The 25,171-nt window shown below is 46.8% G+C and carries 21 protein-coding genes; all 21 read left to right on the plus strand.

The window, feature by feature from the left end; all coding sequences use genetic code 11:
• Positions 1-422 precede the first annotated feature (422 nt).
• A complete protein-coding gene (locus tag G344_RS0100220; RefSeq protein ID WP_028254427.1) occupies positions 423-2,423 on the plus strand; it encodes a molybdopterin-dependent oxidoreductase in 2,001 nt (666 codons plus the stop codon).
• A 223-nt stretch (positions 2,424-2,646) separates the two neighbouring features.
• Entirely contained in the window at positions 2,647-3,978 is a 1,332-nt protein-coding gene (gene brnQ / locus G344_RS0100225; RefSeq protein WP_028254428.1) for a branched-chain amino acid transport system II carrier protein, read from the plus strand.
• Between the two features lie 177 nt (positions 3,979-4,155).
• On the plus strand, positions 4,156-5,541 hold the full coding sequence (locus G344_RS0100230) for an amino acid permease (protein ID WP_028254429.1): 1,386 nt from the start codon (positions 4,156-4,158) through the stop codon (positions 5,539-5,541).
• Between the two features lie 259 nt (positions 5,542-5,800).
• A complete protein-coding gene (locus G344_RS11815; RefSeq protein ID WP_156886117.1) occupies positions 5,801-5,953 on the plus strand; it encodes a hypothetical protein in 153 nt (50 codons plus the stop codon).
• Positions 5,954-6,276: 323 nt separating this feature from the next.
• Complete coding sequence (gene ilvD / locus G344_RS0100240; RefSeq protein ID WP_211219539.1) at positions 6,277-7,941, plus strand: dihydroxy-acid dehydratase; 1,665 nt, start codon at positions 6,277-6,279, stop codon at positions 7,939-7,941.
• Between the two features lie 175 nt (positions 7,942-8,116).
• Complete coding sequence (gene ilvA / locus G344_RS0100245; protein WP_028254431.1) at positions 8,117-9,349, plus strand: threonine ammonia-lyase; 1,233 nt, start codon at positions 8,117-8,119, stop codon at positions 9,347-9,349.
• Between the two features lie 124 nt (positions 9,350-9,473).
• On the plus strand, positions 9,474-11,180 hold the full coding sequence (gene ilvB, locus G344_RS0100250) for a biosynthetic-type acetolactate synthase large subunit (protein WP_028254432.1): 1,707 nt from the start codon (positions 9,474-9,476) through the stop codon (positions 11,178-11,180).
• Positions 11,180-11,668: an acetolactate synthase small subunit gene (gene ilvN / locus G344_RS0100255; RefSeq protein ID WP_028254433.1), complete on the plus strand. Its 489-nt coding sequence runs from the start codon at positions 11,180-11,182 to the stop codon at positions 11,666-11,668. The genes ilvB and ilvN overlap by 1 nt, the downstream gene beginning before the upstream one ends.
• Positions 11,669-11,776: 108 nt before the next feature.
• Entirely contained in the window at positions 11,777-12,598 is an 822-nt protein-coding gene (locus G344_RS0100260) for an ABC transporter ATP-binding protein (protein WP_038154590.1), read from the plus strand.
• Between the two features lie 141 nt (positions 12,599-12,739).
• Positions 12,740-13,750 (plus strand): ketol-acid reductoisomerase, encoded by a 1,011-nt coding sequence (gene ilvC / locus G344_RS0100265; RefSeq protein WP_028254435.1) that lies wholly within the window; start codon positions 12,740-12,742, stop codon positions 13,748-13,750.
• Positions 13,751-14,083: 333 nt separating this feature from the next.
• Positions 14,084-15,346, plus strand: coding sequence for an iron-containing alcohol dehydrogenase family protein (locus G344_RS0100270; protein WP_244869471.1), 1,263 nt, complete (start codon positions 14,084-14,086; stop codon positions 15,344-15,346).
• 14 nt (positions 15,347-15,360) lie between these two features.
• Positions 15,361-15,600, plus strand: a complete 240-nt coding sequence (locus G344_RS0100275; RefSeq protein ID WP_028254437.1) for a DUF1653 domain-containing protein — start codon at positions 15,361-15,363, stop codon at positions 15,598-15,600.
• 14 nt (positions 15,601-15,614) lie between these two features.
• Positions 15,615-16,388, plus strand: a complete 774-nt coding sequence (locus G344_RS0100280; RefSeq protein ID WP_028254438.1) for an HAD family hydrolase — start codon at positions 15,615-15,617, stop codon at positions 16,386-16,388.
• 122 nt (positions 16,389-16,510) lie between these two features.
• Positions 16,511-17,134: a peptidylprolyl isomerase gene (locus G344_RS0100285; protein WP_028254439.1), complete on the plus strand. Its 624-nt coding sequence runs from the start codon at positions 16,511-16,513 to the stop codon at positions 17,132-17,134.
• An 8-nt stretch (positions 17,135-17,142) separates the two neighbouring features.
• Positions 17,143-17,445, plus strand: a complete 303-nt coding sequence (locus tag G344_RS10320) for a GIY-YIG nuclease family protein (protein WP_051245597.1) — start codon at positions 17,143-17,145, stop codon at positions 17,443-17,445.
• Positions 17,446-17,518: 73 nt separating this feature from the next.
• Positions 17,519-17,977: a YwiB family protein gene (locus G344_RS0100295; protein WP_028254440.1), complete on the plus strand. Its 459-nt coding sequence runs from the start codon at positions 17,519-17,521 to the stop codon at positions 17,975-17,977.
• Positions 17,943-19,607 carry an arginine--tRNA ligase gene (argS, locus tag G344_RS0100300; protein WP_028254441.1) on the plus strand — a complete coding sequence of 555 codons (1,665 nt, stop codon included), beginning with the start codon at positions 17,943-17,945 and terminating at the stop codon, positions 19,605-19,607. Before G344_RS0100295 ends, argS begins: the two co-directional genes overlap by 35 nt.
• Positions 19,608-19,620: 13 nt before the next feature.
• A complete protein-coding gene (locus G344_RS0100305; RefSeq protein WP_028254442.1) occupies positions 19,621-21,234 on the plus strand; it encodes a CTP synthase in 1,614 nt (537 codons plus the stop codon).
• A complete protein-coding gene (locus G344_RS10325; protein WP_051245599.1) occupies positions 21,234-21,914 on the plus strand; it encodes a GntR family transcriptional regulator in 681 nt (226 codons plus the stop codon). The genes G344_RS0100305 and G344_RS10325 overlap by 1 nt, the downstream gene beginning before the upstream one ends.
• Positions 21,915-22,426: 512 nt before the next feature.
• On the plus strand, positions 22,427-23,554 hold the full coding sequence (locus G344_RS0100315; RefSeq protein WP_028254443.1) for an ABC transporter ATP-binding protein: 1,128 nt from the start codon (positions 22,427-22,429) through the stop codon (positions 23,552-23,554).
• A gap of 2 nt (positions 23,555-23,556) precedes the next feature.
• Positions 23,557-25,131 (plus strand): ABC transporter permease/substrate-binding protein, encoded by a 1,575-nt coding sequence (locus tag G344_RS0100320; RefSeq protein WP_028254444.1) that lies wholly within the window; start codon positions 23,557-23,559, stop codon positions 25,129-25,131.
• The last annotated feature ends 40 nt before the right edge of the window (positions 25,132-25,171 follow it).

Raw genomic sequence — 25,171 nt, forward strand, 5'->3', positions numbered from 1 at the left:
GAACCCTCTTCGGAGGGTTCTCTTTTTGCGTAGAGAGCATATGGCGCAGAGTATTCTTAATTGTCATTACGGGCATCATCATAATCCGCGTATTGCACAGAATTTTTTATGCAGGAAGAGCCTTGGATAGCGTAGCCGGAGCAGGTTATTCGGAGTAGATTATTGGAGTAGATTATTTGGAGTAGGTTAATCGGAGTAGGTTATTCGGGTAGTTTATTCGATGGAGCTTAGCCGATGTGGCTCTGCCGGCGTAGATCATTCGGTGTAGCTCTACTGGAATCGATTATTTGATGTGGTTTCTTTTTATAAAACTTAGTGGAAAGACAAGTCCCAATGGAATCCACGGGAATGGAGATGTGATAAAAACGATAGTTTTTTAACAGTGGATATGCTAGGATACAAAGAGAAAAGGAGTGATACCCATGGAAGTAAAACATACCTCTGTGTGTCCTTACGATTGTCCGGATGCTTGCGGACTCGTGGTGACTACGGAAAACGATAGAGTCATTAAGGTGCAGGGAAATCCGGAGCACACGTTTACGCGCGGTACGTTATGCATGAAAATGCAACATTATGAAGAAACAGTACATTCCCCGGAGCGATTGACCACACCGCTTCGTCGCACCGGTGCCAAGGGAGAAGGACGATTTACGTCCATTAGTTGGGAGGAAGCTATCGAAGAGATTGCTTCGCGTTTTCACGAGAGTATCGTTGATTACGGCGGTGAAAGTATTATGTCCTATTCCTATGCGGGGACGATGGGATTGGTGCAGAAAGCGGCCGGTAATCCGCTGTTTGCTATCTTAGGGGCTACACGCCAGGATCGAGGCATTTGCTCGCCGGCGAAGAGCTATGGTTGGCAAGCGGTTATGGGACAAACCTTGGGAACCAGACCGCAGGAGATGGCCCATAGTGATATGGTAATTTTTTGGGGGCTGGATGCTACATCGACAAATCTTCACAGCTTACATGATGCAACGGCAGCCCGAAAAAACGGGGCCAAGTTATGGGTGATTGACACGCGTCAAACGGTATCGTTTCGTCAAGCAGACCATGGAATTCAACTGCGGCCGGGTACGGACAGTGCGTTGGCATTGGCGGTGGCCCATATCTTGGTACGGGATAGATTGATAGATACAGAATTTGTAAAGGAACACGTGCAGGGGTATGAACAGTTCGTAGAAGAGATATTACCCGGTTGCACGCCTCAATGGGCCATGCAAATTACCGGTGTCGAAGCAGAGGATATTGAAGCGTTGGCACAGGCATACGGCAAAGCGAGAGCACCGTTTATCCGATTGGGCAGCGGCTTGTCGCGCTATGGCAACGGAGCCATGACTGTGCGGTGTATCGTTGCATTGCCGGCATTGGTAGGTGCGTATGCTCGTAAGGGCGGCGGCTTTTTGAGTAGTGCCGGCGGCAGTAGTTTTGTAGGCGGACACATAATGGATTGGGATCGATACGCGGCGAAAGAAACGCGCTTGGTGCCGATGATTCGTCTGGGGGAAGCGTTAAATGAAGTCGGTGAGAAGGCACTGCACTGTTTGTATATTTATTCTTCAAATCCGGCCATTACATCGCCGAATCAAAATCTGGTGCGCCGCGGATTGGCGCGAGAGGATTTGTTTACCGTGGTTCACGAACGATTTATGACGGATACGGCAAGATACGCAGACATCGTGTTGCCCGCAACGACTTCTTTGGAGCATGATGATCTATATAATTCGTATGGGCATTACACCATCGGCTGCGGTTGGCGTGCGATTGCGCCTGTCGGTGAAAGTAAATCCAACTGGGAGGTTATGCGCCTGTTGGCCGGAGCAATGGGCATTGATCATCCTGTATTCACTTGTTCCGAAAGAGAATTGATTGCTCACATGTTGGCAGATACGACACTTACGGGAGAAGAAAAAGAAAAAATTTGGCAGGGACAACCGGTGGAGATGACATTGCCCGAGGATTATAAGTTGCAGTTTAAAACGCCGTCCGGCAAGATTGAACTTTGGACGGACCGCGATGAAGAGCCGATGCCGCGTTACACCACCCCTCATGGAGACGAGGCGGAATTTTGGTTGATCAACGGACCGGACCCTCGCATTTTGGATTCATCCTTTAATGAACGTGTATTTATCAGTGACGGCCCTTTGATGAAAGCGCGTATGCATCCGGCAGATATGGATAAAAAGAAGCTTCGTGACGGAGCGAAAGTTGTTCTTTACAATGACCGCGGCGAGGTGCGAATGACACTGGCTACGGATGAAGCCGTGTTGCCGGGAACGGTAGTATCCGATGGTGTGTGGTGGCAAAAATATTCCTCCGATGATGAGCACGGCATAAATGCATTAACAGCGGACAGGCCGACGGATTGCGCTTGGGGAAGTACTTTCTATGATGTCAAGGTAAATGTACGCGTTGATGAATAAGTATTACTCATAGGGTGGACAAAGTGCGTCTTATGAAGACAGGATACGGGGTTGTCGGCTTGTGTATATAGGACATAGACCGATAAAATCCTGTTTCAGAGGACAAGTATGCTAAATTGTAATACGTTTTTGCAGAAAAATCTATAGAATACATTTGTCTATTGAGGAAAAGCGTTGTATAATCTTAGCTACGAATTATATTTTTAAGAGGGAGGATGGTAGTATGGAACACAATGATGTGAAATTAAACAACAGGGCGTATATCGCTGTCGGTTTAATGCTGTTCGCTTTGTTCTTCGGTGCCGGCAACTTGATTTTCCCGGCGTCCTTGGGACAGCATGCCGGTGAAAATGTATGGTGGGCGGTATTGGGCTTCATCATTACGGGGGTAGGTTTGCCGCTATTAGGCGTTATGGCCATGGGTTATTCCGGTTGTAAAAACGTACAGGAGTTGGCCAGCCGCGTTCACCCCGCTTACGGACTTATCTTTACAATTTTGTTGTACTTGTCGATTGGACCGGCTTTTGCTATTCCGCGTACCGGTACAGTGTCGTATGAAATCGCGATTAAACCTTTCTTGGTAGATGGTGGCAGCGATATGGCACAGACTATATTCCTAATTGTATTCTTTGTCGTATCCTTATGGTTGGCAATCAATCCGCAAAAGTTGGTTCAGCGTATCGGTAAAATTTTGACGCCGGCGTTGCTAGTCACTATCGTTGTCTTAATCATTAAATCTTTAATTGATCCTATGGGGGCGTACCAGGCACCGACAAAGGAATACGGTACTGCCGGTATTGCCGTACTACAGGGTTTCTTGGATGGTTATAACACATTGGATGCGTTGGCTTCGTTGGTATTCGGTATTTTGGTTATCGAATTTGTTATGCTGTCCGGCGCCAAGACAAAACAGGAAGTTACGGCTTCTACCTTTAAAGCCGGGCTTATCGCCGTTGGTTGTTTAGGCTTTGTGTATGTATTCATTGCCAACATCGGTGCAACCAGTGTGCAGCAGTTGGGTATCCTTGATACAGGTGCTCCTGTATTGGCAGATAGTGCGAAGATTTTATTCGGTAACTTAGGTGCTATGATTTTGGCGGTTATCGTATTGCTGGCTTGCTTGACCACCAGCATTGGTCTTATCACTTCTTGCGCTACTTATTTCCACAGCGTATTCGGTGGATTGGGCTACAAAGCATATGCCGTTCTTTTTGCGGTAGTGTCTTTCTTCATCGGCATGTTCGGCTTGAAGACGATTATCGTATCCGCCATTCCGGTGCTCATGTTCTTGTATCCGTTGACGATTGTTATTATTGCCTTAGCATTTCTTAATAATGCCTTCGGCGGTCGTCAGTGTGTATATGCATGGAGCATTGGCTTAACCTTTATCGCTGCCTTGGTAAGCGGTGCCGAAACGGCCGGCGTTAGTCTTGGCGGTTTGGAAACATTCTTCCAGCAGCAGGTTCCGTTCCACGCAGTGGGTATGGGTTGGGTAACCTTTGCCGTAGCCGGTTTTATCATCGGTCTTATTCATAAGGCAATGGTAAAACGGTAGATTGCAATAGTAAAATAGCAGATTTTATTCACTTAGCAGCTATGCAAGGAATTATAAAATTCCTCGTATGGCTGCTCTTTTATTATCAAGAACAGCATGGCGAATATCGTTAGGCAGGTAGGGCGGATTAGTGTATAATGGGACATGTAGTTTTGTTGTAGGATAGGAGGATTAACCATGGATTGGTTACGTAGGAAGCCCTTGACCGACTTGGTGCAGGCATCGAATGAAAAGAAGCTGTCTAAAGCACTGAGTGCACTGGATATTACATTGCTCGGCTTGGGTGTTATTATCGGAACGGGAATTTTTGTATTGACGGGCATCGGCGCAGCGCAATATGCGGGACCGGGATTGATGTTGTCCTTTGTACTGGCTGCGATTACCTGTGCATTCGTTTGCTTAGCCTATTCCGAATTGGTGTCGTTGATTCCGGTGTCGGGTAGTGCTTATACATATACGTACGCATCGCTGGGAGAATTTTTCGGTTGGTGGGTCGGATGGGGACTCGTCCTGGAGTATTCCGTCGGTGCCAGTGCCGTAGCCGGCGGTTGGTCGGCTTACTTGGTAGGAATTTTGCACTCCGCCGGCATTGATATACCGAAGTCGCTTACCACGGTGCCCTTCGAAGGGGGCATTGTAAATTTGCCGGCCATGCTGGCGGTTTTGGTTGTGACGGTGCTATTGGTCTTGGGGATTCGTGAAAGCGCCCGCGTGAATAAGACCTTGGTGTTTATTAAAATCGGAACCATCTTTCTCTTTTTGTTTTTAGCAGGACCTCATGTGGATGTAGCGAACTGGGATCCCTTCCTGCCCTTCGGTTGGCAAGGGGTAACGGCAGGTACGGCGATTTTATTCTTTGCCTACCTTGGCGTGGATGCTTTAGCTACGGCGGCGGAGGAAACAAAAAATCCTCGTCGTGATATGCCCGTAGGGATTATTGCTTCTTTGATTATTTGTACTATTTTGTACATTGCCGTATGTGCGGTGATGACCGGCGTTGTACCCTATCCCGAATTGGATACGGCTGCACCGGCTTCCTTCGTATTGGAATACATCGGCTCGCGTCTGGGATCGGCCATCGTGGGGACCGGTGCCTTGTGTGGCTTGTCTACGGTGCTGTTGGTTATGATTTACGCACAAACTCGGGCGTTTTACGCCATGAGCCGTGATGGTTTGATTCCGGAAGCATTGTGCCGCATTCACAGTAAGTATCGCACACCGCATATTATCACTATGATTGTGGGGACAGTGGTCGCATTAATCTCCGGTTTTACGCCGATTCATATCGTAGCGGAAATGTGCAGTGCCGGAACGCTCTTTGCCTTTATGTGTTCCTGTGCGGGGATTTTAGTATTGCGCCGTGTATATCCTACGGAGCATCGGGATTTCCGTTGCCCTGCAGTGTACATTGTGGCACCGTTGGGACTCCTTTTCTGTGGATTTGTATTTTCCCAGTTATCATCGCATACACTGTACTTGTTCACCGGCTGGAGCCTCTTGGGAATTGTGATCTATGCCTTGTACAGTCATCGCCATAGTCTACTGAATAAGGACAATGTGTAAAAAATAAAAATATTTTTTAGAAATTAGTTGCGCTTTTCATCGGTTAGTGCTATTATAATGGACAGTGATACGTGATATACGGATTATATAGTTGCTGATTATGAAATCGTTATATTAATAAGTAAAACGGATGTGGTTAATCCGGATGGTTATGAATATAGCGGATCGGTAGCAGGTCGAGATGCGTGGGCGTATCCCGCACCGATTTGGTTTTGTCGGTGCGGATAGGTGAATTGGTTATAAGTTTTTGGAGGACATCATGTTAGCAGTGGTTTTGGTCATTATTAGCTTGCTAATTATTGGCATTCTAGTCATTATTAGCATTATTAGCGAAACACAAAACTTAACAGCGTCCGTCTTAGAAGCTTTTAACATGAATTCATTTACCCCCGCCCGTGCGAGCCGTACTTGATACGGTTGCTTGGCGTTCCCTTTTTCGGGGATACGGGGTACCGTGATAAAAGCTCGCGGTAGGAACCTAGATATATATGGCTTTTAAGACGATTTCCTTGGAAATCGTCTTTTTTTTGTAGGTAAAAGAAGGTAGATACAAGATAACAAGCCATAGGAAAAAGAGAGAGAACCACATGAGAAGGAGAGAGCTCATGCGGGGAATTGAGAGGCCTTCACGGGCGAGAGATGAGAGAGACATTATATATACGTCATACGCAACGAGGTTGCGAAAGTTGAGAGAGTTATAGTTGTGCACGAACACACAATGGAGGGATTACGATGATGAGAAGCGATAATGTAGAAAAAGGCGTAGCCAGAGCACCGCATAGATCCTTGCTGAAAGCATTGGGATTTGTTGATGAAGAAATGGGTAAACCGATTATCGGGATTGCCAATTCCTTTAACGAAATTATTCCGGGCCATATGCATCTGAAAAATTTGGTGCAAGCCGTAAAGGATGGGATTCGCGAAGCCGGCGGTATTCCGATGGAGTTCAATACGATTGGTATTTGCGACGGTTTAGCCATGAACCACATCGGCATGAAGTATTCTTTGGTAACGCGTAATATTATTGCGGACTCCATTGAAGCAGCAGCCATGGCAACACCGTTTGATGGCATGGTATTCATTCCGAACTGTGACAAGGTGGTACCGGGTATGCTTATCGCTGCGGCTCGCTTGAATCTACCTTCCGTGTTTGTCAGCGGTGGGGCAATGCTTGCCGGTGTGCACAATGGTAAGAAAATCGGATTGAGCGATGTGTTCGAAGCGGTAGGACGATATGAAGCGGGTACCATGGACGAAGAAGAATTGGCAGCCATCGAAGAAAGTGCTTGTCCGACGTGCGGTTCCTGCGCCGGTATGTATACGGCGAACACCATGAATTGCTTGACGGAAGTTCTCGGCATGGGACTTCCCGGTAACGGTACGGTGCCGGCAGTGTATTCCGAACGACTTCGCTTGGCAAAACGCGCAGGCATGCAGGTTATGAAAGTGTTGGCCGCCGATCTTCGACCGAAGGATATTATGACGGAAGATGCCTTCTTCAATGCGGTGTCGGTCGATATGGCACTGGGCGGTTCCTCCAATACGGCGCTTCACTTACCGGCCGTAGCACATGAAGCCGGTGTGAAGCTTACGTTAGATGATTTCAATACGATTGCCAAGAACACGCCGCAGTTGTCTAAGCTTTCACCGTCTGGTGTGTACTTCATCGAAGACTTACATGCAGCCGGCGGTATCCCTGCGGTGATGAAACGCTTAGCCGATAATGGACGCTTAAAGAAGGATGCCAAGAATGTAATGCTTACTACACAAGGTGTTGTGGCAGACAGCGCTAAGGTATTGGATGAAGATGTAATTCATCCCTTTGATGCGCCGGTATATCCTACCGGTGGGATTGCGGTACTAAAGGGCAACCTGGCACCGGATGGATCGGTTGTAAAAGAAGGGGCCGTTGACAAGGAAATGCTTGTTCACAGTGGTCCGGCCAAGGTATTCAACAATGAAGAAGAAGCGGTAGAAGCTATTACCGGTGGCAAGATTGTAGCCGGTGACGTAGTGGTAATTCGTTACGAAGGACCGAAGGGCGGTCCGGGTATGCGAGAAATGTTAACGCCGACGGCAACGATTACCGGTATGGGATTGGGCAAAGACGTAGCATTGATTACGGACGGTCGATTCTCCGGAGCAACGCGCGGTGCTTCCATCGGTCACGTTTCACCGGAAGCAGCCGCCGGTGGCACCATCGCCGTAGTCGAAGACGGTGATATCATCGAAATCGATATCCCGAATCGTCGTTTGAATGTTAAACTTTCCGATGAAGAAATTGCCCGCCGCAAGGCAGCATTACCGCCGTATAAAGCAAATGTAACCGGTTATCTTCGCAAGTATGCAGCCCATGTATCTTCGGCAGCCGAAGGAGCTATCGAAATTTTTGAAGATTAAGGTGGAGGCTGCAAGCGGGGAGCACTAACGACCGGCATAAGCAATGGACGGGAGAGAAATGGAGAGAATACGGGGAAGAAAAAAGCCCGTGAAAAAAGTCAGAGGGAAAACGTTAGAGGGAAAACATTAAAGAGAAAAAAGATACTATATGATGAGAAACTAAGAGGATATAAGAATGCATAAACTATATGATTTCATGGAAGCCCGGGAGCGCTTGAGTACCGTTACGGTAAAAACAAAGCTCATCCATAGTACGGTGTTTTCCAACGAATGCGGCAATGATGTGTACATCAAGCCGGAGAACTTACAGCGTACGGGATCGTTTAAATTACGCGGTGCCTATAACAAGATTGCCAAGCTTACGAAGGAAGAAAAGGAGCGCGGTGTTATCGCTTCCTCCGCCGGCAATCATGCGCAAGGTGTGGCCTTGGCGGCGCAGCGGTTGGGGACACAGGCAGTGATCGTTATGCCTAGGCATACACCGCTTATTAAAGTAGATGCTACCAAGCAATATGGCGCGGATGTGGTGTTGGCCGGTGATATTTATGATGAAGCGTATGCGAAGGCAAAGGAGTTACAGGAAGCCAACGGTTATGTATTTGTACATCCTTTTGATGATCCCGATGTCATCGAAGGGCAAGGGACGATTGCACTGGAAGTATTAGAGGAATTGCCCGATGCGGATGTATTGTTGGTCCCCATCGGTGGCGGCGGACTTATCGCCGGTGTAGCTGCAGCGGCAAAGATGAAAAATCCGCAGATTAAAGTGATCGGCGTGGAACCGGAAGGCGCAGCCAGTGCCAAAGCCGCGTTGGCCCAGGGGGGACCTGTTGATTTGGACGGTGTCAGTACCATCGCCGATGGCGCGGCAGTTAAGAAAATAGGCGGCCTTACCTATGAATACATTAAGCAATATGTGGATGAAATCGTCACCGTATCGGATTATGAATTGATGGAAGCCTTCTTGCTGTTGGCAGAAAAGCATAAAATCGTCGGTGAAAATGCCGGTATTTTATCTGTGGCCGGATTGAAAAAAATCAAGGAAAAAGGCAAGAAAGTAGTATCGATTCTCAGCGGCGGTAATATAGATGTATTGACGATTGCCTCGATGATAACGAAAGGGCTTATCGTTCGCGGTCGTATTTTTACCTTCTCCGTAAATCTGCCGGATAAACCGGGTCAGTTAGTGGCAGTATCGGAAATCTTAGCCAATGAAAACGCTAACGTTGTTAAATTGGAACACAACCAGTTTAAAAACCTGGATCGCTTCCACGAAGTGGAATTGCAGGTAACGGTGGAAACCAATGGAGAAGATCATATTGCTAAGATTACTAAAGCCATGAAGGATGCCGGATATGACATTCATCGGATTAACTCCCATGAAGTGCATGATGTGGTGGAACGATAGTCGTAGGCGGTAGTGTATAACTACTCCGGCTATCCATGGTGACGGACGTAATACGATGTAAGAACAACGTATATAGAATGTATAGAGAATATAGGAGAAGAAACGAGAGAAAGGAAGGGTAACTATGAGCATGATTAACGGTGCCCGCATGGTATTGGAAACCCTGTACCGCATCGGGATTCGCGATATTTTCGGCTATCCCGGTGGCGCGGTTATTCCCATTTACGATGAGATTTACAAGTTCGATGGACTCAATCATTATTTTGCCCGTCATGAGCAAGGGGCGGCTCATGAAGCTGACGGTTATGCCAGAGCCTCCGGGCGTTGCGGCGTATGCCTGGCAACTTCAGGACCGGGGGCAACAAATTTAGTGACCGGTATCATGACGGCACATATGGACTCTGTACCGATGCTGGCCATAACGGGACAGGTAGGACGCTCCCTCTTAGGGAAGGATGCGTTCCAGGAATCGGACATTGTAGGTATTACCCTCCCCATTACGAAAACGAATTACTTAGTGAAAGATATTCGCGATTTACCGCGTATTTTAAAGGAAGCACATTACATTGCCACGACCGGTCGACCGGGCCCTGTGCTGATAGATATTCCCAAAGACATTCAGTTGCAGGAAATCAGTCGTGATGAATTCGATCGCTTATATAATAAGGATTTTACATTGGAAGGGTATGATCCAAATTATAAAGGACATCCTTTGCAGATTAAAAAAGCGGCGCGACTGTTACGAGAAGCAAAACGACCGCTTATCATTGCCGGAGCAGGCATTTTAAAATCCGGTGCGTCAAAAGAGCTTTTCGAGTTGGCCGAAAAATTGCAAATTCCGGTGACGAACACCTTACTTGGCTTAGGTTCGTTCCCCAGCGATCATCCGTTGGCATTGGGGATGTTGGGGATGCACGGTACGGCAGCGGCAAACTATGCTACGACGGAAGCTGATGTGGTAGTCGCTGCGGGGATACGTTTTGATGATCGTATCACCGGTGATCCCAAAGAGTTTTGTAAACAAGCGCATATCATTCATATCGATATTGACCCGGCAGAGATTGAAAAGAACTGCAAGGTAGATGTACCTATCGTTGGTGACTTGAAGCAAGTATTGTCAGAGATACATCCGCTGTTGGAACCGGATACGCATGAAGATTGGGTACGACGCGTGACGGATTGGAAGACTACTTACAAGCTGCGTTACAATGAAGCACCGGACGGTAAGCTGGTGCCGCAGGAAGTGCTGACCGTATTAAATGAAATTTTACAAGGTGAAGGCATTGTAGTTACCGACGTAGGTCAGCATCAAATGTGGGCAGCACAGTACTTGACCTATCGTCATCCGAATACGATTCTTACTTCCGGCGGTGCCGGTACGATGGGCTTCGGGGTGCCGGCAGCCATCGGTGCTCAGGTGGCTATGCCAAGCAGCAAGGTTGTCCTTGTCGTCGGTGACGGTGGCTTCCAGATGACGGCGCAGGAAATGATGCTCATGCAGCAATATAAGCTGCCCGTAAAAATTTTGCTCTTGAACAATTCGTATCTCGGCATGGTACGGCAATGGCAAGAGTTGTTTAATGATCGCCGGTACTCCTACGTGGATATGGAATACAATCCGGACTTCATGAAGCTGGCCGGAGCATATGGCGTAAAAGGCGTAAAGATTCAAACGCATGATGAGTTACATACAAAACTGGCCGATGCTATTCGCAGCGATGAAGGTGTACTCATCGAATGCGTAGTGGAACGAGAAGAAAATGTATATCCCATGATTCCTGCCGGTAAGACGGTAGCGGATATGGTAGGGAAGAAAGGGGTGGCTGACTGATGTCCAGAGATCATGAAATTTTGATTATTGCTAAGAATACACCGGGCATCGGGGCCCGCGTTCTTTCCTTGTTTAATCGCCGCGGGTATTCGGTTAAAAAGATGACGTCCGGTGTAACGGTAAAGCCCGGTTATGCGCGACTTACCTTGACGGTGGATGCGGATGCGGCTTCGTTGGATCAAATTCAAAAACAGATTTACAAGCTCATCGATGTGGTTAAGGTGAAAGTATTCTCGGACCACAATGTAGTACGCCGTGAGCTGATGCTCATTAAGGTAAAGGCGGATGAACATACGCGATCACAAATCGTTCAGATTGCCACGATTTATCGCGGCAACATTCTTGATGTATCGCCGACATCGCTCATCGTTGAGTTGACCGGTGATACGGAAAAGCTACGTGGCTTTATTGATATTATGCAGGATTACGGTGTGCTGGAAATTGCCAAAACCGGTATTACCGCAATGAGTCGCGGCGAGCGCATGTAGTTGTTATGGTGTTGACGTTTGGCAGATGGATACAGTGAGAAAGACATCGGAGTGGTGCTGTCGAAACGTGCGAAACATACGAAAGCAAATGCGAACAAAGGGGGATATATGACAGAAAAAGAGAGAGAGCAAACAAACGAATTGTTATTATCTTTCACCGATGTGGCGTATGTGCGCGGCGGTCGGCATATACTGCGCCGAGTAAACTGGCAGATGCGCCGCGGTGAAAACTGGGCGCTTTTGGGATTGAACGGTGCCGGAAAATCAACCTTGCTGGGCATGATACCGGCATATACATTTCCCTCAAAGGGCGAGCTTATCGTTTTAGGTGAAACCTTCGGCCGTTATCCGTGGCAGAAGATTAAGGAGCGCGTTGGATTTGTCAGCGCAGCCCTTCATCAATTCGCAGGTACATTGAACAGTGAAACCTTAGAAAATGTAGTGCTGTCCGGTGCGTACAGCTCCATCGGTATTTACCGTGAGGTTACCGAGGAAGATAGGGCACGGGCTAAACAGTTAGTCGATGAATTCGGACTCGGCTATGTAGGGCAGAATCCTTACGGGAGGCTGTCGGCCGGTGAACAGCGGCGCACGCTGTTGGCGCGGGCCGTGATGGCGAATCCGGATTTGCTAGTGCTGGACGAACCGTGCAGTGCTTTGGATATTCGGGCACGGGAGCAGTTCTTGACCACCTTGGAGGAAAAAGCCAATGAACGCACCTGGCCACCGTTCATTTATGTGACGCATCGAACGGAGGAAATCATGCCTTCCGTTACGCACGTGGCTATTTTGGATGATGGCGAGTTGGTCGCGAAAGGGCCAAAGAAAGAAATTCTTACCGGTGAACGACTATCGGCGCTGTACGATGTACCGGTGAAGGTCGTATGGGAACAGGATCGACCTTGGCTGATTGTTACGGCGCGCTCGTAAGTTATGATGGTACTTCCGTTATTGATGGGCAGCGAAAGAAAGCGTTGTGTATTAATAACGTAGTATATATTTTTGGTGCCGCATAGAAAGTGAGGGCGACACCGCAAGGTACAATGATTGAGAAAACAGGAGGTCATTATTATGGCAGGGAACATCTTAGGAACAACAGTATATTACGACGCAGATTGCAATGTAGAAAAATTGGTTGGTAAAAAAATCACCGTATTGGGCTATGGTTCTCAGGGCCATGCACATGCGTTAAACTTAAAAGAAAACGGCATGGATGTTACCATCGGTTTGCGTAAAGGTTCTAAATCTTGGACCGCCGCTGAAGAAGCCGGCTTCCCGGTAAAGGAAACTGGCGAAGCCGTTAAGGGTGCGGATATCGTTATGGTTTTGATTCCGGACGAACTGCAGGCAGATACCTATGCTAATGCCATTGCTCCGAACTTGAAGAAAGGCGCTTACCTTGCCTTTGCTCATGGTTTTAATATTCACTTCAATAAGATCGTACCACCGGCTGATGCCAATGTATTCATGGTAGCTCCGAAGGGCCCAGGTCATTTGGTTCGCCGCACCTTCCAGGAAGGCAGTGGGGTACCGTGCCTCGTAGCTGTAGAAAAAGATCCCAGCGGCGACACGATGGAAATTGCAAAGGCTTGGGCTGCCGGTATCGGTGCCGGTCGTTCCGGTATCTTGGAAACGACCTTCCGTCAGGAAACGGAAACCGACCTGTTCGGTGAACAGGCTGTATTGTGCGGCGGCGTATGCGCATTGATGCAGACAGGTTTCGAAACTTTAGTAGAAGCAGGTTATAATCCGGTTAATGCGTACTTCGAATGCGTGCATGAAATGAAGCTTATCGTTGACCTTATCTACGAAGGCGGCTTCCAGACTATGCGTAACTCTATTTCCAATACGGCTGAATACGGCGACTATCTGACCGGTCCGAAGATGATTACCGAACAGACGCGTCAGGCTATGCGCGACGTATTGAAGGACATTCAGTCCGGTGCCTTTGCGGAAGCATTCATTAAAGACAGTAAGACCGGCTTCCCGTTCCTTAAGGGTGAACGCGCTAAGGCAGAAAACCACGAAGTAGAAAAAGTAGGGGCTGCATTGCGCAACTTGATGCCGTGGATTAAAAAATAATTAATCCGTAATAATCGGTGTATAAATGATTGGTATCTTGAGCGTCAGCGACATTTTGAGCTGTTGGCGTTCAAGAACCGCAATTATGTAATCACTGTACGATTATGTAATTATATTTAATGTTATTATATATAGTGGTAAAAATAGACATCTGTGATATAAAATAAATGACGTAGACCTACTACGACAGCTACTTGAAGCCTGGTCTTGCGAAAGGCATTCTGCATAGCTATCGTAGTAGGTCTTTGTTATTCTAAAGAGGGAGGGTGTTGCATCGCTATCGTATTAGGTCTTTTATTTCTCGCCTCTTTTGCATTATAATAAAAAGCGTATATGATATTTAAGTGGCTGGTGGCAGTAGTTTCTGTACTGTGGGTAGCATGCGTATCGATGGGAAAGGCTATCTGTACGGCAGTTCGTTGTGGTGTAATAGGTGTTGCTATCAGTTGTAATGTACGATACATGGGAAATAAGAGTCGGCAGTATCCGGATGAGAGTGCCGAAAGAGATTACGAGGTGGATGAAATGATTACGCAAATTATACCAAGTTATACGTTTGGTGGATTCGATGCCTATGAAGCGGTGCCGCAGATTGTTGCGCCGTATGGCACAAAGGTGTGCTTCGTTGGCGGCGAAACGGCATTGAGTATCGTAGAGCCCATGCTGCGTCCCATTATGGAGAAAGCAGGCTTTACGATAACGGGTAGCGTTATGTACGGCAAGGAGTGTACGGTGGCTAATGGTCGTGCGTTGGCTATGCGCCCTGAGGTTCAGACGGCGGATATGATTTTTGCTATTGGTGGCGGCAAGGCTATTGATACGGTAAAAGTCATTTGCGAAGAGCCGACGCGCAAGCCTTTCTTTACATTCCCTACCGTAGCATCTACCTGTGCGGCTTTATCGAAAGTGTCCATTGTATATACCGATGACCATGTATTTGAAGAGGTGCGTGAGAATACGTATCCGGCGGTACATGCTTTCATTAATAGCGATATTTTGGTCGCCGCACCGACACGTTTTGTGTGGGCCGGAATGGGTGATACGGTGGCTAAACATTTTGAAAGTCATTTTTCTGCTCGCGGTCGTGAAACGGATTACGAAACACAAATGGGATTAGCTTTGTCCTCTATGTGTGTGGACCCGATTATTAAAGGCGGTGCAGCAGCGATGAAAGCCGCCGAAGCTCAGGTGCGCAATGCAGCTTTTGATGCGGTGGCTATGGCGATTATTGTTACCACCGGACTCGTGTCGGGCATGTTGGCGGAAGAATATAACAGTAGTGTGGCACATGCGCTTTGCTATGGTTTGACTACGCAACCGGCTGTGGAAGAGCATCATTTGCACGGTGAGATTGTGGCGTACGGTGTGCTGGTATTGCTCACGATGGATGGTCAACGGAGCGAACGAAACGAATTGATGAAGCTGTATCGCGCTATCGGGTTACCGACGCGATTACAGGATCTGGATATGACAAGGGACATGTTACCACCTGTCATTGCGCGCGCCCTGGAGGTACCGGATGCTAAAATCGCACCGTTTACCGTAACGGCCGAAGGATTATACGAAGCCATTGATGCATTGGAAGAAGCGAATTAGGTGGGAGGATTATGGTGCAAGAAATCGTAGTAGGCGGTTTGTATCGTCATTTTAAAGGCATGTATTATTACGTATCGGATATTGCGATTCACTCGGAGACGGGGGAACCCTTTGTAGTGTATCAACAGCTTTACGGTGAACGAAAGACATACATTCGCCCGTTGGCTATGTTTGCCAGTGAAGTAGATCATGATAAATATCCGCAGGTAACACAGAAGGAACGGTTTAAACTGATGAGTGGCCGTGACGAATAAGTCGGGGAGGCGAAATGAAACAAAAATTTTTCTTTTTTGATATAGATAATACACTGGCTGTATGGCCGGACGGCTGTATCCCGGACAGTACCATGGATACGTTGCGCCGATTGGAGAAGGCGGGACATCGGGTGGCACTGGCGACGGGGCGTCTGCAGGCAGATGCAAAGCGTTTTGCGATTATGGCCGAGCTCGGTGACTTCGTTGCCGATGGCGGTCGCAGCATGACGGCGGAGAATGAAATTGTCTATATGGAAGGCATGGATCGCGACATGTGTTTGGCCTATTTGGCACAACTTGATGCAAAGGGATTGCACTGGGCGGTAACGGATACCAATGAATTGCGTCGTGTTACTCCTTATGAAGACGTATTGAATTGGCATCCGTCATGGGATGTGTTTACTACGGTACATCAAGCGGACTATGATTACCGCAGGACGGAGCAGTTTTATAAAATCTATGCGTTCATGACGCCGGAGGAAGAAACGCAAAGCGGCGTGGTACATATGACAACGGATCTTATTCGTTACGGTGAAAACTGTATTCTGTTTGAGCCGATGGAGAAGGCGCGCGGTGTACGAGCCATGCTGGCGCATTATGGAATGGAAGACACGGCGGCAGTCGTATTCGGCGATGGTTATAATGATTTGTCGATGTTCTCGCCTACGTGGCTGAACATTGCTATGGGGAACGGACGTCCGGAACTCAAGGCCGCAGCGGACTATGTTACCGATGATTGTTATCATGATGGCATCTACAATGCATGTAAGGCGTTCGGTTGGATTTAAGAAACGGCTTCAAGCAGATAGTATGTAGGTTGCTTGTTACAGATAATTAAATATGCTATAATGAAATGTCAAAAGCCGCTCATGGTTGTGAGCGGTTTTATTCTATATCACTAGGAGGAGTTATGAAGCTACAAAGATGGATGGCTTGCCTCGCCCTCAGTGCGGTGCTGTTTGTTACCGGTGCTTGCGGTAATGCACCGGCCGAACCGGCAACGCCTTCGGCAGAGCCAAAAGCGACGGCACCGACCTTTGACAGTACGCCCGTGAAGGATCATTACGCCGTGGTCACGACGAACATGGGAACCTTTAAGATACGGCTGTTTGGGACGAAGACACCGATTACGGTGAAGAACTTTGACAGCTTGGTAACCAAAGGGTATTACAAGGATTTGACATTTCATCGTGTTATTGACGGATTTATGATACAAGGCGGGGATAATAAAAAGGGTGGTCCCGGCTATGAGATTCCCGATGAATTTGCTAAGGATTTGCATTTCAATGCTATGGGCGTGGTGGCTATGGCCAATCGCGGTCCCAATACGGGCAATGCGCAATTTTTTATAACCTTGGCACCTACACCGTGGTTAGATAATAAGCATACTATTTTCGGTACGGTTGTACAGGGAATGGATGTGGTAGAAAAAATAGGCAAGGTACCTACGGATAGTCACGATGCACCGAAAACACCGGTGGTGATTCAATCGATTACCTTGGAACCTATGCCGGATGCCAATCCTTCAAAATAGGAGGGCGTATGGAAACAGGTACGAATGCATATTACACATATATGGTAGAATGTGCCGATGGGTCCCTCTATACGGGATGGACCACGGATTTGGTGCAACGGGTGAAGGCACATAACGGTGAGATTCCCGGCGGTGCTAAGTACACGCGGTCGCGACGACCGGTTAAGCTGGTTTGGTATACAGCCTTTGAACGTAAAAACGATGCACAGTCTATGGAGGCACAGGTAAAGCGGATGGTGCGCGATCAGAAAAGAGCGCTTATTGCGGCGTTTCAAGCCGAGCAGGCAACCGCAAAATCCGCGGACGGCTAGTGTAAAATGCATATTATCTATGGTATAATAAAACGATAATAGACTTTTGCTATATATTTTCTGGGAGGCAATGATGAAGCGTGTAATGGTGGCTGTAAAGAGCGTGCAACGCGATATAGCCGGTGAAGATACGGTAATTGAATTGGTCTCGCCGGGAAAGTATTACGAACGCGGCGGCGTTAAGTATATTCGTTATGAAGAAAGCGAAGTTACCGGTCTCGAAGGAGTGCAGACGACGATAAAGGTATATCCCACGTCGATTGTGCTTTTACGCAACGGTAAGGTGACCATGCGACATTACTATGAATTGGGTAAAGAGCGGGAGTCCGAGTACAAGACGCCGTTTGGCAATTTAAAAATGGTTGTTAACACCCACGAGCTGACTACGGATATTACCGATGGTATTGGACGAGTCCATTTGGGCTACGATATATCGGTAGGCGGCGATTGGCAATTTTATAATCAGTTGGATATAGAGTTACGGGAGGATGCAGAGTATGGAAATGAAGGACGTGCTGAAACAGGGCATTGAAGCGGCCGTTGAAAAAGCGTTGGCTGACGGCAAGCTGCCGGCAGGCACCTATCCGGAAGTAGTGTTGGAGGTTCCGCCACAAAAAGAATTCGGCGATTTTTCGACAAATATCGCTATGCAGTCGGCGCGTGTAGCAAAGATGAATCCGCGTGCCATTGCGGATACGCTGATTGCCAATATGGATTATCCGTGGCTTGATAAGGCAGAAGTAGCCGGGGCCGGCTTTATCAATTTCTTTGTGAAAAGCGACATGGTATATGATAGCTTAAAAGCAGCGTTGTTAGCCGGTGAAAATTATGGTAACGCACCGTTGCGTGAAGAAGATACAGTACAGGTAGAATATGTCAGCGCAAATCCGACAGGGCCGCTTCATGTAGGTCATGGCCGCGGCGCTGCGTACGGCAGTGCATTGGTGAATTTGCTTCGCGCCGCCGGATATAATGTAAGCTCCGAGTACTATATCAATGATGCGGGTAAGCAAATCGACAATTTGGCTAAGTCCGTAAATGCTCGTTATTTAGAATTGTTAGATATGAAATTCGAATTTCCGGAAAACGGCTATCACGGCCAGGATATTGTAGAAACGGCGCAGTCCATCATCAACTGGCGCGGCGATTTCTTTGCAGTTATTCCGGAAACGGATCGGTTGCCGTTCTTCCGTGAGTTCGCACTGACGGAAAAATTGAATGCTTTACGCGTTACGCTGCGTAAATTCAATGTAGAATTCGATAAATGGTTTAGCGAACGCCAGATTCATCGTGATGGCGAGCTTAAAGAAGCCGTTCAGTTCTTAAAGGACACCGGAGACGTATATGAAAAAGATGGCGCATTGTGGCTAGCATCTACACGTTACGGCGATGATAAGGACCGCGTAGTTATTCGTGAAAACGGCGAACCGACGTATTTGGCGGCCGATATTGCATACCACCGCAACAAATACGAACGGGGCTATAAGAAAATGATTAATGTGTGGGGTGCCGATCATCACGGCTATGTAGCCCGCGTTAAGGCAGCTATGCAGGCATTCGGCTACAACCCGGATAATCTGGAGGTGCTTTTACTTCAGATGGTAGCACTCTATCGTGACGGCGAAATGGTGAAGATGTCAAAACGTACCGGTCAGGCGATTACGCTGGACGAATTAATGGAAGAAGTTGGCGTTGATGCGGCACGGTATTTCTTCCTTATGCGCTCTTTGGACAGCCAGCTTGATTTTGATATTAACCTGGCGGCATCTAAGAGTAATGATAATCCGGTATACTACATTCAATATGCGCATGCACGTATTCACAGTATTTTCAATCAAGCGAAGGAAGCAGGTATCAGCTACGGTGATTGGGAACATACTTCCTATGATAGCTTGAATGCCGACATCGAATTGGAATTGATTAAGAAATTGGCCGCCTATCCGGAAGAAATCGCACAGTCGGCATTGCATCGGGCACCGCATCGCATTGCGCGTTACCTCTATGATTTGGCAAGTATGTTCCACTCCTTCTACAAACAAGGACGTATCATGGGTGTAGAACCGGAACTGCAGCAGGCTCGATTGGGTCTTATCACGGTTATTGCAAATGTATTGAAACACGGTTTAGGCGTATTGGGCATTTCAGCGCCGGAAAAGATGTAAATTGGGAGGAACCATGGCAACTAAGTATATTTTCGTAACAGGCGGGGTTGTATCTTCATTAGGTAAAGGTATTACGGCAGCATCCTTGGGACGATTGTTAAAAAATCGCGGATTTAATGTAACTATTCAAAAATTCGATCCGTACATTAACATTGATCCGGGAACGATGAGTCCTTACCAGCATGGTGAAGTGTTTGTTACCGATGATGGGGCCGAAACCGACCTTGACCTCGGTCATTACGAACGCTTTATTGATATTAATCTCGGTAAAAGTTCTAATGTGACGGCAGGTAAGGTGTACTGGTCCGTTATCAATAAGGAACGTAAAGGTGATTACTTGGGAAGTACTGTACAGGTAATTCCTCATATTACCAATGAAATTAAACAGAACGTATATCGCGTAGGTAAGGAAGATAACGCCGACGTAGTTATCACCGAAATTGGTGGTACCGTAGGCGATATCGAAAGCTTGCCGTTCCTCGAAGCTATTCGCCAGGTTAAAAAAGAAGTGGGCCGTAATGACGTACTCTATATTCATGTAACCTTGGTACCGTACATTAATGCGGCCGGCGAATTGAAAACGAAACCGACGCAGCACAGTGTTAAAGAATTGCGCAGCATTGGTATTCAGCCGGACATCATAGTATGCCGTACGGAAAAGACGATTTCCAATGAAATGAAAGAAAAGCTAGCTCTTTTCTGCGACATCGATCCCGATGCAGTTATCGAAAATCAGACATGCAGCACTATTTACGAAGTGCCGTTGATGATGCAAGAAGAAGGCCTGGACAGCATCGTTGTGAAGAAGCTTGATTTACCGGATCGTCCGGCGGATATGGAAGCTTGGAAGAAGATGGTTGACAAGATTCTTAATCCGAAGAAGGAAATCAACGTAGCTCTCGTAGGTAAATACGTGGCGCTTCACGATGCTTACCTCAGCGTGGCGGAAGCGTTGACCCATGCAGGTATTGCGGAAGATACAAAGGTTAATATTAAATGGGTGGATTCCGAAGAACTGGAAGAAGACGGCGTAGATGTAGCTGAATTCTATAAGGATGTAGACGGTATTGTCGTACCGGGCGGCTTTGGCTATCGCGGCGTGGAAGGTAAGATTCGCACGATTCAATATGCTCGCGAAAATAAGGTGCCGTATCTTGGCTTGTGCTTGGGAATGCAGACGGCCGTTATGGAATTTGCTCGTCACGTAGCAGGTCTTGAAGGCGCCAGCTCTACAGAGTTTGAAGACGGTACAAAGTACGGCGTTATCGATCTTATGCCGGACCAAGTAGATGTGGATAAGAAGGGCGGTACGATGCGTCTCGGTCTTTATCCGTGTAAGACTACAGCGGGGACGAAGGTACGCGAAGCCTATGGGGAAGATCTTATTTACGAACGTCATCGTCATCGCTATGAATTCAATAATGAATATCGTCAGCTTTTAACGGATAAAGGTCTTATCATCAGCGGTACTTCGCCGGATAATCGTTTGGTAGAATGCGTAGAAATTGCCGATCATCCGTGGTTTGTAGGGGTACAGTTCCATCCGGAATTGAAATCTCGCCCGACTAATCCGCATCCGCTTTTCAAAGGCTTTGTAGAAGCGGTGTTGAAGGTGTCCGGTAAGTAATGAAGCGCACGGTTGGAGGATCAAGGTACCAGCAAATCGCAGCGGATGTGGCCGGTAAAATTGCGTCCGGTGATTATGCTCCGGGAGATCGCATTTTTGCTCGATCGGCGTTATCGGTGCAGTACGGTGTTTCGCCGGAGACGGCGCGCCGGGCGATTGCGTTGCTAGCTGATTTAGGAATTGTAGAGGTTATTAAAGGAAGTGGCTGTACGGTTGCTTCCCGAGAAAAAGCGGAGGCGTTCCGCCGTCGCTTCAACGATTTTACTTCTGTCAGTACCTTGTGGCAAAGCTTTGATGATGAAATCGATACACAAATTGCCGGCTTGCAGCGATTAAAGGAAACAGCCGGTAAGCTTAGCGAACATTTGGCACATTATCAGCATACAAATCCGTTACAGCCATTACATATGCGGGTTACCGAAGGATGTCGCTACTTGGGCGAATCTATTGGTACTATCAAGTTGTGGCAAAATACGGGCGTGACTATTGTGGCTATTCAATCGGAAGGAAAGATGATCATATCGCCGGGCCCTTATGCAATATTGACGGCCGGTGAAGAAATATTCTTTGTCGGTCCCGAAGACTCGTGGCAACGATTGCATCATTTCTTATATAATGATATGCCTACCCGTAAGAGCGGACAATCTGAAGATAGTGATACGATACAACAAAATATATAAAGGGGTGTAAGTAGATGTAACCCCAAAATGTGAAAGCGGTTTGAAGATATAAAAGTATCTTCGAACCGCTTTTCTAATGCCTACTTAAAGAGAGTGCTTTTGACAAAGAAACATCTTGATGATATAATAAAGTTGTTACTTTTTATGACAGCTGTAAGGATATGTGTAGATTGTGATAAGGTACGACAGTGGCCATAGAGAAGGTGGCTACATACGTACTTTTTTATTTATTGAAAGAAACAACTTATATTTCATATTGAGTTGTTTAAGAGGGGCGCGATGTTTTGCGGGTGTTGATGGTTTGAAAACAGCAATGCTTTGAGAATATAGACGTTTTACATATGCTAACATTGATATTTAAATATACTAATACAATTAATGTAGATAATAGGTTGAAGACATAACGTATAGTCGGCAATGGTTTATCAAATGAGTATGAACAATATCATGCGTATTTAGTAACCATTGTAATACATCCAGTCGTACACGGCATAAATAAGAGGAGGTCTTATATGATTGAATTTAAAAGTGTAGCAAAACGCTATGGCAAAAAAGAGGTATTACACGATATTAGTTTAACGATTCCCGAAGGGGAAATCGTATCGATTATAGGCGGCAGTGGTTGTGGTAAGACAACTTTGTTGAAGATGATTAACCGATTGATCCCCATTACATCCGGAGATATTGTGGTGAACGGCACAAGTGTTCATGATTTACAGCCTGTAGAATTGCGTCGGAAGATTGGCTATGTTATTCAGCAGACCGGGTTGTTCCCGCATATGACAATTCGTCGTAATCTTGAATTGGTAATGGATTTACATGCTATACCTAAAAACGGTCGGGAGGAAACCATTCGCAATATGATGGATACCGTAGGGTTAGCTCAGGACTTATTGGATCGGTATCCTATCGAATTATCCGGTGGGCAGCAGCAACGTGTGGGCGTGGCGCGAGCGCTCATTGTAGATCCGGAAGTTATTCTTATGGACGAACCGTTTTCGGCTATTGATCCGATTACGCGAGTATCTTTACAGGATGAATTACGCAGTCTGCAAGATACGGTTAAGAAAACAATCGTCTTCGTTACGCATGATATGGATGAAGCGATTAAGATTTCCGATCGTATCTGTTTGTTGCGCGAAGGGTATGTAGAACAATATGATACGCCGGAAGCTATTTTACGCAATCCCGCTACGGCGTATGTAGAAAGCTTTATCGGGAAGAATCGCATTTGGAATTCGCCGGAATTCATTAAAGCTGAAGACATTATGATAGAGGCCGATAATTTATGTACGCCTACAGATAGCTTGGTGCGATGCATACAAAAAATTAAAGCCATGCCACAGGAATTTCTGATTGTAGTAGATAAGTACAGCCGTAAGTTCCATGGATTGTTGAATGCTCGTATGATTCGTGAACAGGATGACTTACATAAGACGGCTGCGGATATTATGAAACAGCCGAAGGCCGTTGCTCATGTAGGCGATTCGTTACCGGATGTACTTAATACCATACGCCAACTTCATCGTCCCTATATGATTGTGCTTGACGATAAGGAATGCCTGGCAGGGATTATTACCCAAAGTAGTTTGGTGGCAACTATGGGTAGTCAATATATTGATGAAGAGGAGGTTGTGTAATCATGGACATATTTAATTATATGCTACAGAACTCCTCACAGGTGTGGTCACTTCTGTTGGAACATATTCATTTAACAGCCGTATCCGTAGGACTGGCAATTTTGGTAGGTGTGCCGTTGGGAATTTTAATTAGCTATGTTAAGCCATTAAATAAACCGGTGTTAGGCTTTACGAATCTCATTCAGGCTGTACCGAGTATGGCACTTTTAGGCTTTGCCATTCCTCTTCTCGGTATCGGTACCATTCCGGCGGTAGGTGTAGTGTTCTTATATTCATTGTTGCCGATTGTAAAAAATACATATATCGGTATCAGCCAGATTAATCCGCAAACCATTGAGGCCGCTAAAGGGATAGGAATGACGCGGGCCCAGATTTTGTTTAAAGTACAACTACCGTTAACCTTGCCCGTGTTGATGGCCGGGGTGCGCATCTCGGCAGTAACCGCGGTAGGCCTTATGACGATTGCCGCCTTCATCGGGGCCGGTGGCTTAGGTTTCTTGGTGTTCAGTGGGATTTCTTCCGTTAATAATGGAATGATTATGGCCGGAGCGGTGCCGGCTTGTATCTTGGCGCTCCTCATCGATTGGGTGTTGTCTGCCGTAGAATCATTGGTAACACCAATCAGTCTGCAGCCGGGAGTATTAAAAAATAAATCTGCCTTAATTACGTCCCGCCGGTATAAGAAAGTTATCGTCGGTGCGGCGGTGGCCTGTCTTGTAGTAATGTTTGGCAGCGCAGCCTACAGTAGTTTTTTTAAGGACAGCAATGTATTGCGCATAGGCAGTAAGCAGTTTTCCGAACAGTTGGTATTAGGAAACATGCTGGCTGAAATGATTGAGAAAAATTCGGATATAAAGGTAGAGAAACATTTAGGGGCCGGTGGTACGCAGGTATTGTTTAATGCTATGCAGAAGGGTGATCTGGATGCGTACATTGAGTATACCGGTACCGTGTATGTAGATGTGTTAAAGCATGCGCCGGAAACAGATGCAAAACTTGTATACGATACGGGACGTGAAGAGATGGCAGCCAAATATAATATGGCGTTACTCGACGCAGCTCCGTTCTCCAATACATACACCTTAGCAGTACCGAAAAGTGTAGCTGCCGAATATAATTTATCAAAGCTGAGTGATTTGCGTCGAGCCGGACGTTTCCTTAATGCCGGGACTACGTTGGAGTTCTTAAATCGTGCGGATGGCTTAAAAGGATTAGAGCAAGCCTATGACTTTACCTTTAATAGTGCCAAAGGGATTGACGGGGCAACTCGTTATGTAGCTTTGGAAAACGGTCGCGTACAGATTGTTGATGCATTTAGTACGGACGGGCTTCTTAAGAAATATGATTTAACTGTCCTGGAAGATGACGCGTCCTTCTTCCCGCCTTACTACGGTGTGCCGGTAGTTCGTCAGGACATATTGGATACGCATCCTGAATTGAAAGATATTATTAATAAAATGACTGCAAAATTGGATACAAAGACAATGCAGGATCTTAATTATCAGGTTGATGTGGAGCATCGCGATCCAAAGGATGTGGCACATGATTTCCTTGTTAAGGAAGGCTTAGTACAATAAAATATATAAACAAAGAACGACAAGGTATAGTCTTGTCGTT

The organism is Veillonella magna DSM 19857 (assembly GCF_000428745.1).
GTDB classification, from domain to species: domain Bacteria; phylum Bacillota; class Negativicutes; order Veillonellales; family Veillonellaceae; genus Veillonella_A; species Veillonella_A magna.

What these genes read in the sequence shown, in the direction of transcription:
- ilvC (WP_028254435.1), top strand. Translation starts at nt 12,740, where the DNA reads ATGGCAGGGAACATCTTAGGAACAACAGTATATTACGACGCAGATTGC.
- ilvB (WP_028254432.1), top strand. Translation starts at nt 9,474, where the DNA reads ATGAGCATGATTAACGGTGCCCGCATGGTATTGGAAACCCTGTACCGC.
- G344_RS11815 (WP_156886117.1), top strand. Translation starts at nt 5,801, where the DNA reads ATGTTAGCAGTGGTTTTGGTCATTATTAGCTTGCTAATTATTGGCATT.
- brnQ (WP_028254428.1), top strand. Translation starts at nt 2,647, where the DNA reads ATGGAACACAATGATGTGAAATTAAACAACAGGGCGTATATCGCTGTC.
- G344_RS10320 (WP_051245597.1), top strand. Translation starts at nt 17,143, where the DNA reads ATGGAAACAGGTACGAATGCATATTACACATATATGGTAGAATGTGCC.
- G344_RS0100220 (WP_028254427.1), top strand. Translation starts at nt 423, where the DNA reads ATGGAAGTAAAACATACCTCTGTGTGTCCTTACGATTGTCCGGATGCT.
- G344_RS0100295 (WP_028254440.1), top strand. Translation starts at nt 17,519, where the DNA reads ATGAAGCGTGTAATGGTGGCTGTAAAGAGCGTGCAACGCGATATAGCC.
- ilvA (WP_028254431.1), top strand. Translation starts at nt 8,117, where the DNA reads ATGCATAAACTATATGATTTCATGGAAGCCCGGGAGCGCTTGAGTACC.
- G344_RS0100315 (WP_028254443.1), top strand. Translation starts at nt 22,427, where the DNA reads ATGATTGAATTTAAAAGTGTAGCAAAACGCTATGGCAAAAAAGAGGTA.
- G344_RS0100285 (WP_028254439.1), top strand. Translation starts at nt 16,511, where the DNA reads ATGAAGCTACAAAGATGGATGGCTTGCCTCGCCCTCAGTGCGGTGCTG.
- G344_RS0100305 (WP_028254442.1), top strand. Translation starts at nt 19,621, where the DNA reads ATGGCAACTAAGTATATTTTCGTAACAGGCGGGGTTGTATCTTCATTA.
- ilvN (WP_028254433.1), top strand. Translation starts at nt 11,180, where the DNA reads ATGTCCAGAGATCATGAAATTTTGATTATTGCTAAGAATACACCGGGC.
- G344_RS0100230 (WP_028254429.1), top strand. Translation starts at nt 4,156, where the DNA reads ATGGATTGGTTACGTAGGAAGCCCTTGACCGACTTGGTGCAGGCATCG.
- ilvD (WP_211219539.1), top strand. Translation starts at nt 6,277, where the DNA reads ATGAGAAGCGATAATGTAGAAAAAGGCGTAGCCAGAGCACCGCATAGA.
- G344_RS0100270 (WP_244869471.1), top strand. Translation starts at nt 14,084, where the DNA reads ATGATATTTAAGTGGCTGGTGGCAGTAGTTTCTGTACTGTGGGTAGCA.
- argS (WP_028254441.1), top strand. Translation starts at nt 17,943, where the DNA reads ATGGAAATGAAGGACGTGCTGAAACAGGGCATTGAAGCGGCCGTTGAA.
- G344_RS10325 (WP_051245599.1), top strand. Translation starts at nt 21,234, where the DNA reads ATGAAGCGCACGGTTGGAGGATCAAGGTACCAGCAAATCGCAGCGGAT.
- G344_RS0100320 (WP_028254444.1), top strand. Translation starts at nt 23,557, where the DNA reads ATGGACATATTTAATTATATGCTACAGAACTCCTCACAGGTGTGGTCA.
- G344_RS0100260 (WP_038154590.1), top strand. Translation starts at nt 11,777, where the DNA reads ATGACAGAAAAAGAGAGAGAGCAAACAAACGAATTGTTATTATCTTTC.
- G344_RS0100280 (WP_028254438.1), top strand. Translation starts at nt 15,615, where the DNA reads ATGAAACAAAAATTTTTCTTTTTTGATATAGATAATACACTGGCTGTA.